This is a genomic window from Achromobacter colocynthidis (assembly GCF_057334535.1).
In genome coordinates, this window is record NZ_JBHFIZ010000004.1 from 12,344 (window position 1) to 29,746 (window position 17,403).

Annotated in this window: 13 protein-coding genes and 1 tRNA gene; 7 read left to right on the plus strand and 7 right to left on the minus strand. The window is 63.2% G+C overall.

The window, feature by feature from the left end:
• Positions 1 to 20 precede the first annotated feature (20 nt).
• Entirely contained in the window at positions 21 to 2,096 is a 2,076-nt protein-coding gene (locus ACE04A_RS01390; protein WP_485819808.1) for an AsmA family protein, read from the minus strand.
• 271 nt (positions 2,097 to 2,367) lie between these two features.
• Between ACE04A_RS01390 and ACE04A_RS01395 the strand changes: the two genes are divergently transcribed.
• A complete protein-coding gene (locus ACE04A_RS01395) occupies positions 2,368 to 4,290 on the plus strand; it encodes an LTA synthase family protein (RefSeq protein WP_448717851.1) in 1,923 nt (640 codons plus the stop codon).
• 86 nt (positions 4,291 to 4,376) lie between these two features.
• Here the strand turns inward: ACE04A_RS01395 and ACE04A_RS01400 are convergent, their stop codons facing one another.
• The gene (locus tag ACE04A_RS01400) at positions 4,377 to 4,982 is read right to left on the minus strand and encodes a DNA-3-methyladenine glycosylase I (RefSeq protein WP_448717852.1); all 606 of its coding nucleotides are present in this window, start codon (positions 4,980 to 4,982) and stop codon (positions 4,377 to 4,379) included.
• 207 nt (positions 4,983 to 5,189) lie between these two features.
• Here ACE04A_RS01400 and ACE04A_RS01405 point away from each other — a divergent pair, with 207 nt between their 5' ends.
• On the plus strand, positions 5,190 to 5,651 hold the full coding sequence (locus ACE04A_RS01405) for a YkgJ family cysteine cluster protein (RefSeq protein WP_259252492.1): 462 nt from the start codon (positions 5,190 to 5,192) through the stop codon (positions 5,649 to 5,651).
• A gap of 30 nt (positions 5,652 to 5,681) precedes the next feature.
• Here the strand turns inward: ACE04A_RS01405 and ACE04A_RS01410 are convergent, their stop codons facing one another.
• Positions 5,682 to 6,467, minus strand: coding sequence for a helix-turn-helix domain-containing protein (locus ACE04A_RS01410; protein WP_448717888.1), 786 nt, complete (start codon positions 6,465 to 6,467; stop codon positions 5,682 to 5,684).
• 108 nt (positions 6,468 to 6,575) lie between these two features.
• On the opposite strand from ACE04A_RS01410, the gene ACE04A_RS01415 reads away from it, so the two are divergent.
• The 5 genes from ACE04A_RS01415 (at position 6,576) to ACE04A_RS01435 (ending at position 14,379) form a co-directional block, all read left to right on the plus strand.
• Positions 6,576 to 7,016, plus strand: a complete 441-nt coding sequence (locus tag ACE04A_RS01415) for a Fur family transcriptional regulator (RefSeq protein ID WP_100853081.1) — start codon at positions 6,576 to 6,578, stop codon at positions 7,014 to 7,016.
• Positions 7,013 to 7,432, plus strand: coding sequence for a hypothetical protein (locus tag ACE04A_RS01420; protein WP_259252493.1), 420 nt, complete (start codon positions 7,013 to 7,015; stop codon positions 7,430 to 7,432). Before ACE04A_RS01415 ends, ACE04A_RS01420 begins: the two co-directional genes overlap by 4 nt.
• 182 nt (positions 7,433 to 7,614) lie before the next feature.
• Positions 7,615 to 7,902 (plus strand): ClpX C4-type zinc finger protein, encoded by a 288-nt coding sequence (locus ACE04A_RS01425; protein ID WP_259252496.1) that lies wholly within the window; start codon positions 7,615 to 7,617, stop codon positions 7,900 to 7,902.
• A gap of 491 nt (positions 7,903 to 8,393) precedes the next feature.
• Positions 8,394 to 11,081 (plus strand): autotransporter family protein, encoded by a 2,688-nt coding sequence (locus ACE04A_RS01430; RefSeq protein ID WP_485819809.1) that lies wholly within the window; start codon positions 8,394 to 8,396, stop codon positions 11,079 to 11,081.
• Positions 11,082 to 11,454: 373 nt separating this feature from the next.
• A complete protein-coding gene (locus tag ACE04A_RS01435; protein ID WP_448717856.1) occupies positions 11,455 to 14,379 on the plus strand; it encodes an autotransporter family protein in 2,925 nt (974 codons plus the stop codon).
• An 80-nt stretch (positions 14,380 to 14,459) separates the two neighbouring features.
• Here the strand turns inward: ACE04A_RS01435 and ACE04A_RS01440 are convergent.
• The 4 genes from ACE04A_RS01440 to ACE04A_RS01455 all read right to left on the minus strand — a co-directional run bounded on the left by ACE04A_RS01440 (position 14,460) and on the right by ACE04A_RS01455 (position 17,235).
• Positions 14,460 to 14,535 (minus strand) — tRNA-Lys (locus ACE04A_RS01440).
• Positions 14,536 to 14,671: 136 nt separating this feature from the next.
• Positions 14,672 to 15,469 carry a MetQ/NlpA family ABC transporter substrate-binding protein gene (locus ACE04A_RS01445; protein ID WP_259252601.1) on the minus strand — a complete coding sequence of 266 codons (798 nt, stop codon included), beginning with the start codon at positions 15,467 to 15,469 and terminating at the stop codon, positions 14,672 to 14,674.
• Positions 15,470 to 15,536: 67 nt separating this feature from the next.
• Positions 15,537 to 16,190 carry a methionine ABC transporter permease gene (locus ACE04A_RS01450; RefSeq protein WP_100853089.1) on the minus strand — a complete coding sequence of 218 codons (654 nt, stop codon included), beginning with the start codon at positions 16,188 to 16,190 and terminating at the stop codon, positions 15,537 to 15,539.
• A complete protein-coding gene (locus ACE04A_RS01455; RefSeq protein WP_100853090.1) occupies positions 16,147 to 17,235 on the minus strand; it encodes a methionine ABC transporter ATP-binding protein in 1,089 nt (362 codons plus the stop codon). The genes ACE04A_RS01450 and ACE04A_RS01455 overlap by 44 nt, the downstream gene beginning before the upstream one ends.
• Positions 17,236 to 17,403: the final 168 nt, after the last annotated feature.

Genomic DNA, 17,403 nt, shown 5'->3' on the forward strand with positions numbered 1-17,403 from the left:
ACGGCTGCCGCGCAAGCGGCCTATTTTCCCTTCGGCGCGGGCGCGGTCGGCGGCTTGCGCATCTGTTCCAGCAAGGGTCCGCAGGCGTTCTCATCGTTCGTGCTGGGTGCGATCAGCGCCAGCAAGCCCGCCGCCGGCGTCAGCAACACGCCCAGCGCCACCATGCCTGCGCCGCGCGCGGCAAGCGGCCCCACGTGTACGCCCACATCGGGGTCGCCGAAGGTGCCGCGCACGTACAAGGGCGAACGCAGGGAAAAGATGCGGAAGCCCTTGCTGTCAGGCGTGATGTCCATATCGATCTTTTCGTTTTTGAAGTCGGCGCTGCCGGTAATGCTAATCAAGGCATTTTCCGTGTCGAAGACAAAAACGCGCGGCGTCATCTGGCCGTTCTTCATGACAAGGTCAGCGGCGCCGCAATTGATATTCACCTCATCGTCGCCGAACAATTTGGATACCACGTAGTTGGCCACGTTCAAGCCGGCAATCTCCATCAGGCTGCGGCTGATGACGCCGTCGTTGACCAGCATCTTTACGTCGCCGGTGGCCGTGCCCAACAGCGCCGCCACAGAATTGCCGGTGCCGCTGACGGCCATGTCGCCATTGAGTTCACCCAGCGTCTTCTGCATGGCGTCGGTGGCGGGAAACAGTTGCTTTAGCCGCAGGCGGCGCGCGCGCAGGTCCACGCGCCCATCCATGACTTCGCGGGCGCCGTCCAGCTTGATGGTGCCACCGATGGTGCCGCCCGCGATGCCGAAGCGAAACGGGTCCAGCGTCAGCTTGCCGTCCTGAAGCAGCACATGCACCGACAAGTCGGACAAGGGCAGCTTGCTGTCGTGAACAATGCGCCCCGCGTCGAGCTCAACGTCCGCATCCATGTCGCGCCAGCGGTCGGTGCGGAATGCCTGCGTGGGCAACACCTTGCCACCCTTGGGCTTGGCCGGCGCGTCCTTGGCCTTGTCCGCGGGAGCGGCCTTGGTACCGTCCGCCGGCACACCGATCAAGGGCCCCAAGTCCACCATGCGCAGTTGCTTGGATATCAATTTGCCGGTGAGCTTGGGCCGAGGCGCGCCCAGTGCGAACGTGATGTCGCCGTGCAGGTCGCTATTGCCGACCTTGCCGTTGAAATCCTTATAGTCGAACACCGCGCCGCCGGGATTTTTCAGCTTGGCCACCAGGTGACCGTCCGTGGAATACGGCGGCGTGTCAGGCAGCGTCACGCCGGTCAGCGGATACAACTGCGCCATCGACGCGCCCGCCAGTTTCAGGCGCAGGTCCAGCGCGCCCAGGTTGGCGGGGTCGGTCAAGGTGCCGGTGACCGACGCCTTGGTGCCGCCAATGGCCACGTCGGCCTGTACGGGAAACGGTTGCTTGGGATCCTGCATGGCCAGCATGCCGCCGACCTTGCCTTCGCCCTGGGTCGTCAGGCCCTTGAATTTGCCATCCACTTTCCAGCCGAAGACGTAGTCGCGGGGCGCGGGCGCCTGCCCGTCCTGCGGCACGAAGGCGGCGCCGGCCACGTCCGCGAAAGGCACGGGCTTGCCCAAGGGGTCCACCAGCACCGTCAGATCCGCCTTGAGGACTTCGTCGACGTAGCCGACCCGGCCCTTGTCGAATCCGATTTCGTTGATGTCCAGCACCCACGGCGACGGTTCGCCGGATTCGGGCAGCGTGAAGACCCAGTTCGCGCGGCCATCGGCCAGGCGTTCCAGGTCGGCGGCGGGCTCGGTCAGTTGGATCTTGCGGATGACCACGCGCTGGCGCAGCAGCGGCAATGGCGCCAAGCTGAATTCGCCGCGCTTGAGCGTGGCGAAATGCGGCGCCTTTGCCCACGGCGCGTTGCCCACCGAAATATCGTTGGCGACAACATGCGGCCATGGCACCCAGGCGCGCCATCCGCCCTCTGCCGGCTCGCGGCCCCATTCAACGCTCAGGTCGCCATTGATGGCGAAGGGGCGTCCGATGGCGGCGCTGGCGCGTTCGTTGATCATGGGCTTGGCCCGGTTCCAATCGAAGGTGGCTATCACCACCACGAACACCAGCACGATGAGGGCCAGAGCCCCTACAATCCCGATCGCTATTTTTCTTGTGCGCGTCATGGTTATCATCCTTGGCGTTATGGCCAGCCTTTGACCGCCGGCGCTCGTTACCATCAAGGGTATCGCGGCCCATCAGAAGGATTAAGCTTCCCGGCCCCATAATGTGTGCGGATCTTTCCAGATGAATACGGCGCGGGCGGGGTGACAATGCACGGCAACGCCATGCCGTCGCGTCTGCGCGCAGCATGCGGCGTGCCTGGCGCGCTCGGCGCACTGCCACGCAGTTACAAAGCGAAATGGCTTCGGTCGTTCTGCATAACCTGGAGGCCCAATGCGGCATTCAACCTTGATTTTTGTCGTGGCGGCGTTTGCGCTACTGACGCTTAGCCGCCTGGCGCTGGCCGCCTGGCAGTGGCAGCGCGTGCGCAATGCCGGCGGCTTGGTCCCCTTGCTGCTGGGCGGGCTGCGCATCGACGCGCACCAGATCGCCGTGCTGGCCGCCTTGCCGGCGGTGTTGTCCCCCTTCCTGGGCCACTTCCCCATTGCCGCATCAATAGCCGGCTACTGGTATCTGGTCGCCTTCATCCTGCTGGCCTTCCTGGAAGTGGCCTCGCCGCCCTTCATCCTGGAATACGACTCACGCCCCAACCGGCTGTTCGTCGAATACCTGAAGCATCCGCGCGAGGTCTCGGGCATGCTTTGGCGCGGCTACAAGCTGGCGCTGTTAGGCGGTTTTGGCGCCCTGGCCATCATTGGATGGGGCGCATTCAATCTGTTCGGCCACGCCCAACCCGATGCGCAGCTTGCGTGGTGGCAAATGCCGATCGCCAGCGTGGTCATCCTGGCGGTCGTCATTCTTGCCATACGCGGCACGCTGAGCCACCGGCCCATCAACCCGTCTTCAGTGGCCTATTGCTCGGACGGCATGCTCAACACGCTGGCGTTGAACTCGCTGTACAACGTGTTCTACGCGGTCTACAGCATGAAGAACGAAAAGTCGGCGTCGGCGGTTTACGGCGGCATGGACGAAGCCAAGATGCATGATCTGGTGCTGACGCAGTCCGGCCTGCCCAACCCGCCCGCCAACCCCGACTACCCCAGCCTGCATCGCCAGCCCGCCACGCGCAAGACGGCGCGCCCGCTGAACCTGGTGATCATCCTGGAAGAAAGCCTGGGCGCGCAGTACAGCGCGGGGCTGGGCGGCGCCAACCTGACGCCGGAACTGGACGCGCTGGCGCGCGAGGCCTGGACCTTTACCCGCGCCTATGCCACCGGCACCCGATCGGTGCGCGGGCTGGAAGCGGTAACCACCGGCTTTCTGCCAACGCCGGCCCAAGCCGTCTTGAAACTGCCCCGGTCGCAACGCGGCTTTTTCTCGTTGGCGGACCTGCTGGGGCGCCATGGCTACCATTCGCGCTTCATCTACGGCGGCGAATCGCACTTCGACAATATGAAGGGCTTTTTCCTGGGCAACGGCTTCAAGCAGATCGTTGACCGCGCCGACTTCGTCAACCCCGCCTTCGTGGGCACCTGGGGCGCCTCGGACGAAGACATGTTCAATCAGCTTGACCGCCTGCTGCGCGAAGACGGCGACAAGCCCACCTTCACGCTGGCTTTCAGCGTATCGAACCACACGCCGTGGGAATACCCCGCCGGGCGCATCCAGACCGAAGGCAACCCGGCCACCGTGGAAAACACCGTGCGCTATGCGGACTGGGCGCTGGGCCAGTTCTTTGAACGCGCCAAGGCCTCGCCCTATTGGGAGAACACCGTGTTCCTGGTGGCGGCCGACCATGACTCGCGCGTGTTCGGCGCCAGCCTGGTGCCCGTGCGCCACTTCCATATTCCTGCCGTGATTCTGGGCGGGGGCATTGAAGCGCGCCGCGACGACCGCCTGATCAGCCAGATCGACCTGCCCCCCACCCTGCTGTCCTTGATTGGCGTGGACACCGAGCATCCGATGATTGGCCACGACCTGACACGCAGCACCCCGGGCCGGGCCATCATGCAGTACGACAGCACCTACGGCTATCTGAAAGAAAACGACCTGCTGGTGCTGGCGCCCAACAAGACGCCGGTGCAGTACCGCTACACCGCGCCGGAAGACTACGCGCCCGTCGCGCTGAACCCTGAACTTGCCACCGAAGCGCTGGCGCATGCGCTGTGGCCCAGTTGGGCGTATCGCGAAGGCCGCTACTGCCTGCCGGGGCTCACGCCCGAAACGGCCACACCCTTGCCGACAAGCTCGCAATAACGACAGCGGCCTTTGATAGCGGCGCTTAGATAGCGGCGCTTAGATAGCGGCCTTAGATGCGAGGGCCTTCAATACAAGAGCCGTGACTACAGCGGCCTTTTGAAACCCCGGCGCGCCTTGTCACTAAGCGCGTGGCAATGGCAGCCCGGGCTGTGGTCATTGACCATGCCCACCGACTGCATGAACGCGTACACGGTGGTGGGGCCCACGAATTTCCAGCCGAGCTTCTTCAGCGCCTTGGACAGGGCGATGGACTGTTCCGAGGTTGAGGCGCCCAAGGTGGGCGGCGCCCCCGCCGGCGCCTCGAAGCGCCAGAAGAACGCGGCCAGCGACCCTTCTTTGTCGATCATTTCCAGCGCGCGGCCTGCATTGTTGATCACGGCTTCGATCTTGCCGCGATGGCGCACGATGCCCGCATCGGCCAGCAAGGCCTGCACCTGCTTGTCTCCAAACGTCGCCACCCTGGCGGGATCGAAATTGGCGAACCCACGGCGGAACGCTTCGCGCTTGTTCAGGATGGTGCGCCAACTGAGCCCCGACTGAAAACCTTCCAGGCAGAGCTGTTCGAACAGCGCGCGATCGTCGCCCTGCGGGCGGCCCCATTCGGTGTCGTGATAGGCCATGTATTCGGCGGACGTATCCACCCAGCCGCAACGGGCAAGGCCATCGGGAAAATCGTTTTTGGCGTTCAAGGCATAGCTCCAGGCGGCGGTCAGGCACCGATGCTACCGCAGCAACGTCCCTGAAAAAAGTCGTAGCGGCCGCAGTCGGAATCCCGCTACTATTTGCAGCGCAGATCCCGCGCCGGCCATGTCCCAGCGCGCCCCGGATCCCCGACGGGCTTGCGCCGATGCAAGCCCGTTTTGCGTCTACTCCCCCCACATGTCGCCACCCCCAACATGTCGCTGCTAGAGACCGCTGTCCTTACGTTCGTGTCGCCCGCCGTTCTGGCCGGTGACAAGCCGGACGCCAACCCTTGCCTGGATTGCGGAGCCTGTTGCTCGCATTTCAGGGTGTCGTTCTATGTCGGCGAACTGGCGGGTGAAAACGGCGGCCAGGTGCCGTTGGAACTGGTGACCCAGATGAGCCCATTGCGAGCCTGCATGAAGGGCACCGAGATGGGCGGCGGCCGCTGCGTGTCGTTGCGCGGAGAACTGGGGCAGCCCGGCATCCACTGCGCCATCTACGAAAATCGCCCCACGCCCTGTCGGGAATTCGATATCTGGATGCCGGACGGCTCACCCAACCCGGATTGCCAGCGGCTGCGGCTGGGCTTGGGCCTGCCGCCCGTGGCGCCCCGCCCCGATGCGGAAAACGACCCGCAAGGGCCGATGCATCCGGATCAGCCGGCGGCGGCATAAAGCGGGTTGAAGCAGCTCAGCAACTTAAAGTTAAAGCGGCCGCAATCCAGCTAGATAGCGCGTGGGCGTCATGCCGAAGGCGGCGCGAAAGCTGCCGATGAACGCGCTGGTGCTTTCATATCCAACCGACAACGCAGCCTGCGTCACCGAGCCGCCCCGGCACAGCATTTCCAGCGCGCGCAGCAAGCGCGCCTGCTGGCGCCATTGCCCCAACGTTACGCCCGTCTCTTGGCGAAAGCGCCGCATCAAGGTGCGCGACGACATGTTCAGCCGTTGCGCCCATTCGTCGATGCCCGCCGTGTCATCCGGCGTATCCAGCAAAGTATGGGCAAGATCCTGCAAACGCGGATCAACCGGCATGGGCAAGGGCTGCGGCGCATGCGCGCGCGTATCCAGTTCATGCAGCAGTACATCGAACAGCTGCGCCAGATAAGCGTCGGAGATGTCGCCGGGCTGACCGCTGGTGAAGCGGTCGATCAGGGCCTCGATCAATTTGGACGAGGGCCACGACCAGCAACGCGCCGGCAAACGGCCGCAGACGTCTTGCCGCACGTACAGGAACGAGCCGCGCGCCTCGCCAAACCAGCGCGCGCCATGCGGCGTGCCGGGCGGAATCCAACCCAGGCTGCCGGGCATCACCGTCCATACCTCGGTGCCCGCCTGCACCACCACCAAGCCTTCGTGCACCAACACCAGCATGCCCTCGTCATGGACATGCGAGGGCACGGCAATTCCTTTGGATTCCCGCCGGCCCTGCACGCTGAACGGAGTCAGCAGCATGTCTGGCCGGGCAGGCGCGATAGCCACGTGAAGCATGGTTGGCAAGTTTGAGCTACAGGTTGACGGGTTCCCGTTAGCGGGCGCACATGAAAATGTACATCATTCTCATTAGTCGGGCATCAGCCCCCCGAATGGAGAAATCATATGGACACCACGCGGCTGCGCGACGCCGGCATCAAAGCCACCTTCCCCCGCCTCAAGATTCTTGACCTCTTTTATCAGCACGCGAATCAGCACATGAGCGCGGCCGACATCTACCGCAACCTGCTTTCAGAGCGCAGCAATATCGGCCTGGCCACGGTGTATCGCGTGATTACGCAACTTGAAGACGCCGGGCTGCTCAAACGAACGCAGCTTGACGCCCACACCACGGTGTTCGAACTTAACGACAAGGGACACCACGACCATCTGGTCTGCACGCACTGCGGGCAGATCCTGGAGTCCAGCGACCCCGCCGTGGCGCAATTGGTGCGCAAGATCGCCAAGCAGAACGGCTTCCTGCTGGACTCCTACAGCCTGGTGCTCTACGGAAGCTGCGGCTGCAAACCCGGCGCACCCGCCATTGCCCACGGAGAATTCGAATGAACCGCGACCACTTTTTCTTTCACGACCTATCCCGCTTTCCCATCGTGACCGCCAAGCACGGCGGCGCCCCCAAGGGCTACGCCGCCACCTGGATACGCGAAATGGAGATGCTGGTGGACAACCCGCAGTCCTTCGTCATGGTGGTGCCGGACATGAGCCAGGAAGCCGGCCACGACGACCGCAAAGCCATGATCGAATGGCAGACGCTCAACATGCCGCGCTTGAAGGCACGTTGCCGCGCCTTCATCGCCGTGGAACGCGAACCGCAGGCGCTGGACAAGATCCGCAAGCGCGGCGAAAAAATGGCGCGCGCCTTCGGTATGCCATTCCTGGCCGTGGCCACGCCCGCCGAAGCCTTGCAATGCGCGCGTGAGCTGCTGGGGCACAGCGGCCCGGGCGGATTTGTCGTGGATTGATCTACCCCTTGAGCAGAAGCTTTTCTCGCGAAAACGCTCGCGGCAAATCTCAACCTTTTGCATTACGACATTCGTCCTAGGGCGAATGTCGGCTTAAGAGTTGGCCCGGCAGGCCGTTGTCTAAGGGTAGGCGCCGCGACTCCGCGGCGCTCCCCGCCCACCGACAACGAGCCGCCCGCCGCATGAATCGCGCACTTGCCTGTATTTTTTGCCATTCGACGCTGGCACAGGGCGCGCCGCTGCTTGAAAAAAACGGCGCCGCCATCTGCAAAAACTGCGTGGATCAATTCTCGGAACGTTTTACCGAACGCGCCTGGGTGATGGCGGCCACGCTGGAAGAACAGTTGGATGTGCTGTTGGAAGAAAGCCGGCGCGCATTGGCGCAAAGTGAATCGCTATCCGAACGCGCCCGCAGTTGCGGATTAAGCCTGCATGCCTTGTCGGGCGCGTCGACGCGCACACCGTCCTGATACATAACAAATATCGACAGACATTATTTTTTTAGGGACGCATTATAAATCGATATATAGGCACCTGAACCTGCCTTCTTTAAGGCTTTGAGCCTGTCAGCTATCCGTAAGATTGTTTGCATCGGTCGCCCATCAACCCTAATAAAAAGCGAACAATGCCTCCTTACGAACTAAAAAAGCGGGCGATCGTTCTCGCCTTGCAAGCACTTAGCCTGGCCGCCGCTACGCCGGTGCTTGCCCAGAGCATTACGTGGAACGGTACGCAAAGCAATGATTGGCAAGACACACTGAATTGGTCGACGGGGGCGCTTCCCGGCTCAAGCGGCAATCTATTTATCAATAGCGTGACGCCTAATGTACCGATTATCGAGAACAGTAGTGCAGTGGCAGGCGTCATTTATATTGGCGCAATCGGAGGGCCATCGCTTACGCTGCAAAATGGCGGGCAATTAACCAGCAACACCGCCATTATCAGTAACTCCACCAACGGTATGACGCCCGGAGTTTCTGAACTTCAATCGGGCACGGCCACCATCAACGGCGCGGGTTCCCAATGGAATGCAAACGCCTTCAATGTCGGCTTTTATGGCACGGGCACGCTGAACCTTACGGCGGGCGGCAAAGCCATCGCGACCAACACTGTTTCGTTGGGATCCCACGTGGGATCCCACGGCACCTTGAATATCACGGGCGCGGGTAGTTCTTTGCAGGCCGGGCAACTTACCGTCAGCGATAACGGCGTCAGCCTTGTCACGATATCCAATAACGGCACGGCGCAAGCTTCCGGCTTGCTGATGGGCAATAGCGCAGGGTCTGAGGGCACAGTCGAAATCACCGGCCCCGGAGCGTCGCTGACAACCAGCGGCGGCATGACGATCGGCTTACGCGGTACGGGCACCGTGGACATCAAAGGCGGCGCCTCGGCCTCGTCCGGCAACCGAACCGATGTGGGGCAAGAGGCAGGTGGTATTGGCAAGCTATCGGTTTCAGGCACCGGCAGCCAGTTTTCATCGTTGAACCATTGGATTTCCGTTGGCTACAACGCAGGATCAAAGGGCGAATTGATCGCAACCGATGGCGCCCTGGTCGATGCGCTCCAGATCATCGCGGGTTTCAGCGCATCAACCGAAGGCACCATCATCGCCGACGGCCCGCAAACCAAGCTCAGAACCTCCAGCCTCTTCCTCGTTGGCTATAACGGCGATGGCACCGCCACCGTGTCCAACGGCGCCACCATCGAAACGGCAAACCGACTCCGGATCGCCGATGTCGCAGGTTCGACCGGCACCGTGAATATCGGCGCCGCCGCAGGCGATGCCCCCACGGCGCCGGGTGTGCTTCAGGCAGCACTGGGCGTGCGCTTTGGCAACGGGACCGGCAAGCTGGTCTTCAACCATTCCAGCACCAACTACGTCTTCGCCCCCGCCATCAGTTCCTTGTCGCCGGGCATGGGCACTATCGACATGCTGGCCGGAACAACCATCTTGACGGGTGATTCAAGCGCTTTCAGCGGGCACACCAATGTGCTGGGCGGCGCCTTGACGGTGAATGGCACCTTGGGCGGCACCCTGAACGTGGCCAGCGGCGCATCACTGCACGGCGTGGGCCAGGTTGGCACAACCACGCTGCAAAGCGGGGCTACGCTGGCGCCGGGCCAAGTCGGCGGGACCTTGAACGTGGCGGGTGACCTGACGTTCTCGCCGGGCTCCATCTACCAGGTGGCGGCCGATTCGCAATCGTCGGCAAGCAGCCGCGTAGTGGTCAGCGGCACGGCGAATCTGGCGGGGTCGGCCGTCCATATCGGCCCAGACAACGGGTTCCAGACCCAGCGCGAATACACCATTCTTAGCGCGGGCGCGGTCAATGGGCAGTTCGACAGCGTATCGTCCAACTACGCCTTCCTGGACCCGGCCTTGCACTACGACGCCCAGAACGTCGTGATGCAGCTTGGCCGCAAGCAGGTGCCCGTGGACCCGGGCACCCCGGAATCGCCCGGAACGCCCGGAACGCCTGAAACGCCGACCCGTCCCATCGCCTTCGCCGACGCGGCGCAAAGCGGCAACGAGCGCGCCGTGGCCAACGCCCTGGACAGCCTGCCCGCCGGCAACCCGCTGCACGACTACATCCTGACGCTGCCCGAGGGCGCGACGTCTGACGCCTTCAACAGCCTGTCCGGCGAAGCGCACGCCAGCGTGACGTCCAGCTTGACGGGCTTTAACAACACGGTGCGCGCCATTCCCCTGGCCTACCTGCGCGCCAATCTGGGCGCGGGCATGCGGCCGGGCGCCCCCACCGCGCAAGCCGGCGGCACCCCGTCCGCCTCGGCCTTGCCATCCTCGAACGCGCAGCCCGCCTGGGCCGAAGTCATCGGCAATTGGCAGACCATGAAAGGCAACGGCGATTCCGCGCAAGTGCGCCAGAAGACAGGCGGCGTCTTCGCCGGCGTAGACCATGCCTTGGGCGGCGGCTGGCGCCTGGGCGGTGCGCTGGGCTTCACCGACAGCAACATTCAGGTGGACGACCGTTCGTCCAAGGCGGACGTTGGCGGCTACAGCGCGGCATTGTTTGGCGGCAAGGTATTCGATGTCGGCCCCGGCAAGTTGAACCTGATGGCCGGTACGGCCTACACCTGGCACGACATCTCCACCGAACGCCACGCCAGCGTTTCCGGCGTGTCCCAGAAGCTGACTGCCGACTACGGCGCCAGCACCACCCAGTTGTTCGGCGAACTGGGCTACACGCTGCCCGTGTCGGAGCACGTCAGTATCGAGCCCTTCACCGGCCTGGCCTGGAGCGACACGCGCACCCGTGGGTTCTCGGAGTCTGGCGGTTCCGCCGCGTTGCGCGGGCAAAGCGACAGCACCAAGCAGACCACCAGCACGCTGGGCTTGCGCGCATTGACGAACTTCACGGTTGGCCAAACCGAAGGCCGTCTGCAGGCCACCTTGGGATGGCGGCACGCATTTGGTGATGTGCAGCCGCAAACCATCATGTCCTTCGATGGCGGCCAGGCTTTCAGCGTGGCAGGCGCGCCCATCGCACGCAACGCCGCGCTGGCCGAGCTTGGCGTCGAAACCGCGATCACCAAGAACGCCACCCTTGGCCTGACCTACAGCGGCCAATTCGGCGGCGGCAACCGCGAAAACGCCGGTTCGCTTCATATGACCTGGCGGTATTGATTACCCGTCCCCGCAATCAGGAAACTGAATGCGGGGATGAGTAAATTTGACATGGCTTGCGTCAAAACATTTCAGCGCTAATTTGTCTTTCAATAATAATTAATGTTTCAATTCACCCAATATATGTAGTACGGATGGTATCCAACATTTATTAATTAACGCTGCGGTTGGTATCCGTTTTCCCTGGGGTTTTTAATCAGGATGGTATCCATTCATTAATCCTTGGTTATATAAAAAAACTGGTATAAATTGCGTCCTTTTTTTCGGGTAGCCCATTTGGCTCAAGCAGATTGGCCTGTTACGTAGCAATACGTTTAAAGCAATCCAGCAATGTTTGAGCCTCGGATTATTAATCGAGATAAAGGATGCAGTTTTGAACTACGGCACGAAGAAGTGGCTGACGGCGACGCTGGCGCTGGGCACGACTTACTGCGGCGGCGTCATGGCCGCCGACCTGACGGTTTCCCCGGGGAATACCCAAGTATTCGATGGCTCGGTCAACTTTCCGGGCGGGGTCGATGTCAACGGCGGCACGCTGGTGATAGGCGGCAACGGTGGCGGATCCGGCGTCACGCTGGGTGGAAACGTCAACGCGACATCAAACGGCATCGTCGCGGGCTTCGGCTCCATCAACGGCGACCTCAACGTGAGCGGCGCGCGAGTCGCCCCCGGCTACGAAGTCGGCACGCCGACCGGCGTCTCCAACGGCAACCTGGTCGTCAACGGCAACCTGTCGATGAACAACGCCGAGTTCGCCTTCGAGACCGGCTACGCGGGCTTGCCCATTACGCAGCCCGGCACCGGCGACAACATCACGGTCGGCGGCAACGCCACCATTAACAACACGACGTTGAACGTCACGGTCAATACCTTGGGCGTGAACGCCGGCTATTACCGGATCCTGTCGTACGGCGGCACCTTGAGCGGCAACGGCCTGACGCTGGGCAGCGTCAGCGGCGACTCCACGCCCGCGGCCACCATTCAAACGCTGACGGGCGACAAGCATATCAACCTGATCCTGGGCCCCAGCACCACCAATCTGTGGAACGGCGACGGTGCGGCATCTGCCTCGCGCGCGGGTGGCGGCAACGGCACCTGGAGCGCTGCCAGCACCAACTGGAACAGCCCCAGCAATGCCACCGGCGCGCTGCCCGACGGCGGCTACGCCATCTTCACGGGCGCGGCCGGCACGGTCACCGTGGATGGCAGCGCGGGCCCCGTCCGCGTGTCGGGCCTTCAATTCGCCACCGACCGCTATCGCCTGCAAGGCGCGCCCATCACCCTGGTCGGCAGCGGCGGCAACCCGCCGGTCATCGTCGTTGGCGACGGGACCTATGCGTCGGGCCAGTTCGTCGACATCATCGACAACCCGCTGCAAGGCACTGAAGGCTTCGTCAAGACCGGCCCGGGCTCGGTGATCCTGACCGCCGACAGCAGCGGCTTGACCGGCCCCATCCTGATCGCCGACGGCGCGTTGGAAATCGACGGCAAGTTGAACGGCCCGATGGATATCGGCCGCGAAGTCGTACTGGCGGGTGTCGGCCAAGTGGGCACCACCACCCTCTACCCCACCGCGGTCATCTCGCCGGGCAATGATGGCTCGCCCATGGGCACGCTCACCGTCAATGGCAACCTCAGCTTCGGCCAAAACGCCATCTATCGCGTACACGCCGACCCCACCAGCAACACCAGCGACCGCATCCACGTCACCGGCGTGGCCACCCTGGATGGCAGCGTGGCGCACGTGGGACCCAACGGCAACTATGCGCCGCGCACCACCTACAACATCCTGACGGCGGACGGCGGCATTCAAGGCACGTTCACCGGCGCTTCCAGCGCGTATGCGTTCCTGACTCCCACGCTTAGCTACGACGCGAAAAATGCCTTCATGACGCTGACGCGCAACGACGTGCCGATCGGCAGCGTGGGCGAAACCGGCAACGAGAGCAGCGTGGGCGGCGCACTGGACCAGGAAGATCCGCCCGTGAGCGGAAACGGATCGTCGACGGCTGGGAATGGATCGACGTCGAATGGGAATGGATCGACGTCGGCGGGAAATGAGTCGTCGTCGGCTGGGAACGGATCGTCGACGGCGGGATCTGAGTCGTCGTCGGCCGGAAATGGATCGACGTCGACCGGGAACGGCAACGAGACCACGACGACGGCCCCCGAAGCCGGCTCGTCGGTCGTCGCCAGCGGCAGCACCGCGGGCAAGAATACCGGCGCCAGCCAAGTCACGACAGCGGTTCTCTCCATGACGCCGGAGCAAGCACGCTCGGCATTGGCCATGCTTTCCGGCGAAGCGTACGCAAGCACCGCCAGCGTGTTGCAAAGCCAGGCGGACACCGTGCGCACGCTGCCGCTGGCCCACTTGCGCGGCAACCTTGACGCACCGATGCAGGCCGGACGGCCGACGGCCCAATTGGGTTCTCCCTCATCCGACGCGCTGCCGCAAAGCGGCGCTTATCCCCTTTGGGCGCAAGCGTTTGGCAATTGGAGCAAGTTCGACAGTGACGGCAACGCATCCAGCGTGAGCCAGTCGGCCGGCGGCTTCTTTGTGGGCGGCGACGGCGCGGTGGGTAACGGTTGGCGCCTGGGCGGAGCGGTGGGCTACACCGGCAGCCATAGCTCGGTCGCGGATGCCGCGTCGCGCACCAGCGTCGACAGCTATACGGCCACGATGTTCGGCGGACGAAACTTCCCCGCTGGGCCCGGCCACATCCGCTTCATGGCGGGCGCGGCCTACACCTGGCACGACATCGACACGAAACGCGACGTCGCGGCCGGCAGCCTGAACCAGCGGCTGAAGTCGTCGTATAACGCCTCGTCGACGCAAGTGTTCACGGAACTGGGCTACAAGCTGCCGCTGAACGACGCGACCAGCATCGAGCCCTACGCCGGCCTGGCCTGGAACCAGTTGCGCACGCGCGACTTCCAGGAATCGGGTGGTACGGCAGCCCTGCACGGGTCGGGCGCCACCGACGACGTGACCAGCACCACGCTGGGCTTGCGCGGCGCTTGGGAGTTCGGCGCTGATCGCGCACCGGGCCGATTGACCGCGTCGTTGGGATGGCGCCATGCCATGGGTGATGTGAAGCCCAAGCAGCAACTGGCGTTTGACGGTGGCAGCACGTTCTCGGTGACGGGCGTTCCCATCGCGCGTGACGCCGCCGTGGTGGGACTGGGCGCAGAAGTGTCCATCACCCGCAACACGACGGCAGGCGTGGCCTACGATGCGCAGTTTGGTGGCGGCAACCGCCAGCAGTCGGGCATGTTCAAGCTGGCCATGCGGTTCTAAGGCCGGCGCCAGACGAAAAAAAACGCCGCTAGTAATAGCGGCGTGTTTTCACTGCGGCGTTTTTTCATTCCGGTGTTCTGTGGTGGGCTGAGCGAGACTCGAACTCGCGACCAACGGATTAAAAGTCCGCTGCTCTACCGACTGAGCTATCAGCCCGACCGAAGCCAGAAATTATGGCGGATTTCTCCGGGCTTGTCAAAACGTTTAACGTCGCGTGCCGGTGAGCCCCTGTAGCCGCCCAGAAAAAACGGCCGCTTGCGGCGGCCGTCCCGGGGCTTGCGATGGACCTGGATTACCAGGCAGCCACCACGGCGCCCTTGTACTTGGTCTGGATGAATTGCTTCACGGCCGGGCTGTGATAGATGCTGACCAGCTTGGCGAATTCAGCGCGGTCCTTGTCCTTTTCGCGCACGACCAACACGTTGGCGTACGGCGAATCCGGCGATTCCTGGGCGATGGCGTCCTTGGCCGGATCCAGGCCGGCTTCCAGCGCGAAGTTGGTGTTGACGGCCGAGGCGTCGGTGTCATCCAGCGAACGCGGCAGTTGGGCGGCGTCCAATTCAATGAAGCGCAGCTTCTTCTTGTTCTCGATGACGTCGATCGGCGTCGCCTTCAGGCCCGCTTCCGGACGCAGCTTGATCAGGCCGTTGGCTTGCAGCAGCAACAGGGCGCGACCGCCGTTGGTGGGGTCATTCGGCAAGGCGATGCGGGCGCCGTCCTTCAGTTCCGACAGCGACTTGATCTTCTTGCTGTAGATGCCGATGGGGAAGATCACGGTCTTGGCGATGCTGACCAGCTTGTAGCCACGGTCGGCGTTGGCGTTGTCCAGATAGGGCTGGTGCTGGTAGCTGTTCATGTCCAGGTCGCCCGCGGCCAGCGCCACGTTGGGCTGCACGTAGTCGGTGAATTCGATGACCTGGATGTTCAAGCCCTGCTTGGCCGCTTCGGCCTTGACCACATCAAAGATCTGCGCGTGCGGGCCGGCGGTAACGCCAACCTTCAGCGGCTTGTCTTGAGCCAGCGCGGGCTGGGCGATTACGGCGGCGCCGAGGGCGAATGCAGCCAGCGACTTCAAAACCTTGATGCTCATGTTGCGATATCCCGAGTAACGGAAGTAGAAAGAAGATTGCAGCGAAAACGAAGCGGCGCCGGGGCGCTCAGCGATGCGACATGCGGCGCACGAAGCGATCGCCAAGGCTTTGGATTGCCTGGACCAAAACGATCAGCACAATCACGACCGCGGCCATGACGTCCGATTGAAAACGTTGATACCCGTAGCGGATGGCCAGGTCGCCCAGGCCACCGCCGCCGATGGCGCCGGCCATCGCGGAATAGCCGATCAGGCTGACCACGGTGACGATGGTGGCGGCGATAAGGCCCGGCAAGGCCTCCGGCAACAGCACCTTCAGGATGATCTGCATCGGCGATGCGCCCATGGCGCGCGCTGCGGTGATCAGGCCCGGATCCACTTCACGCATGGCGTTTTCGGCGATGCGGGCCATGAACGGAATCGCGGCCACCGACAGCGGCACGATGGCGGCCGTGGTGCCGATGGAGGTTTGCGCGATCAGGCGCGTAAACGGAATGATGGCAACCATCAAGATGACGAAGGGCACCGAACGCGTGGCGTTGATGATGGCGCCCAGCACGTGGTTCACGGGCTGGTTTTCCAGCATGTTGCCGCGTGCGGTCACGGTCAGCGTCACGCCCAGGGGGATGCCGATCACCACCGCGATGGCGCTGGCCACGCCCACCATCAGCAGGGTGTCAAGCAGCGACGTAATAAGCAGATCGATCAGTTGCGGACTCATGAGCTATTTCTTTAACGGTAATGTCACGGGCGGCCAACGCGGCAATCGCGTCCTTGACCGCTTCGGGCGCGCCTTGAACCAGCACGAACATCGTGCCCACGGCCACGCCCTGGATATCTTCAACGCGGGCCTGCACCAGGCCCACGTCCAGCGAGAACTGCTTGGACAGATCGGTCAGGAACGAGCCCGACGAATCCGTGCCGGTCAAGGACAGGCGCAAGAGGCGCACGGCCTGGGTGGGCGCGGCGGCAACCAGCGTGGCGATGCGTTCCTTCACGGCCGCCAAGGTGGCGTCGGTCAGGTCGGATGCGGTGGCGGCCGACACCATGCCGCGCGTGACCTCGTGGCGCGGCTGCGCGAACACTTCGCGCGTGCTGCCGATTTCAACCACTTCGCCTTGCGACAGCACGGCCACCCGGTCGCACACTTCGCGCACCACTTCCATCTGGTGCGTAATCATGACGACCGTCACGCCCGTCTTGCGATTGATGTCGCGCAGCAGGGCCAGGATGTTGTGCGTGGTTTCGGGGTCGAGCGCGGACGTGGCTTCGTCGCTGAGCAGCACGTCGGGGTTGTTGGCCAGCGCGCGGGCGATGCCCACCCGCTGCTTCTGGCCGCCGCTGATCTGGCTGGGATAGCGATCACGCAGATGCTCCAGCCCCACCAGGGCCAGCAGGCGTTCCACGCGGGCCGGGATCTCGGCCTTGGCGACGCCGGCAATTTCCAGCGGCAGCGCCACGTTGCCATAGACAGTGCGGCGCGACAGCAGGTTGAAGCCCTGGAACACCATGCCGATGCGGCGGCGCTGGCCACGAAGCTGCGCCTCGTTCAGGCCGGTAAGTTGCTGTCCACCGATGGCAATCGTGCCTTCGTTGGGGCGTTCAAGCAGGTTGATGCATTGGACCAGCGTGCTTTTGCCGGCCCCGCTGGGGCCGATGATGCCGAAGACCTCGCCCTGCTCGATATGCAGGTTGATGCCTCGCAGCGCCTGGAATTGTCCATGCGGCGTGGCATAGGTCTTGGATAGGTTCTCGATGTGAATCATGGCAAGCGATTTTGTATCTTTTCTCTTCTAAAGAGAACGACCGTTTTTTTCATTTTTAATAACTACAAGTAATATGCTGCGCCCTCATGGCCCGCCCGCTCGTCACCAAGGGGTGGCTACACACTGCAATCGGGCGTCGGCAAAACGCGCAAAGGGCAGTCGGAAGGA